Raw genomic sequence first — 665 nt, forward strand, 5'->3', positions numbered from 1 at the left:
TTCGGCTTCAACGGCGGCGCTGCCACCACGGTGGAGCAGGCAGGCCTCATCTGGGTCAACACCCTGGTCACCCCGGCCGCGGCCATGCTGAGCTGGCTCGTCGTAGAGAAGATCCGGCACGGACACCCGACTTCCCTTGGTGCGGCGTCCGGCGTAGTGGCCGGCCTCGTGGCGATAACCCCGTCCTGCGCCAACATCAGCCCGCTTGCCGCCCTGGGCTTGGGCCTCGTGGCCGGCGCCGCTTGCGCAGTGTTCGTTGACCTGAAATACAAGTTCGGCTTCGACGATTCCCTGGATGTTGTGGGCGTGCACTTCGGGGCCGGTGTCATAGGTACGTTGTCCTTGGGCTTCATCGCCCTGCCCGTGGACGGCGTCGGCGGCGGCCTCCTTTACGGTGGCGGTCCCCAGCAGCTCATTGCACAGACCATGGCCGTCCTGATCACCATTGCCCTCTCCGGCTTGGGCACCCTGGTCATCGGCCGGGCCATCCACAAGACCATCGGATTCCGCGTGGCCCACGAGCACGAAGTCACCGGTGTGGATCTCACCCAGCATGCCGAGTCCGCCTACGAGTTCGGCCTCACCGCGCACGGCCACTTCCGCCAGCAGCAGGCGCACCTGTACTCGATGCTGAGGCGGAAGCCAGAGCCCGTGTCCGAAGATAC

General features: G+C 66.2%; 1 protein-coding gene. It reads left to right on the forward strand.

The genetic code is table 11. The features are described from left to right. Positions 1–665: ammonium transporter (locus LN996_RS23500; RefSeq protein WP_374202246.1), on the forward strand; the 665-nt coding region annotated here is incomplete at both ends.

The sequence above is a fragment of the Arthrobacter sp. AK01 genome (assembly GCF_021109375.1).
GTDB lineage: Bacteria > Actinomycetota > Actinomycetes > Actinomycetales > Micrococcaceae > Arthrobacter.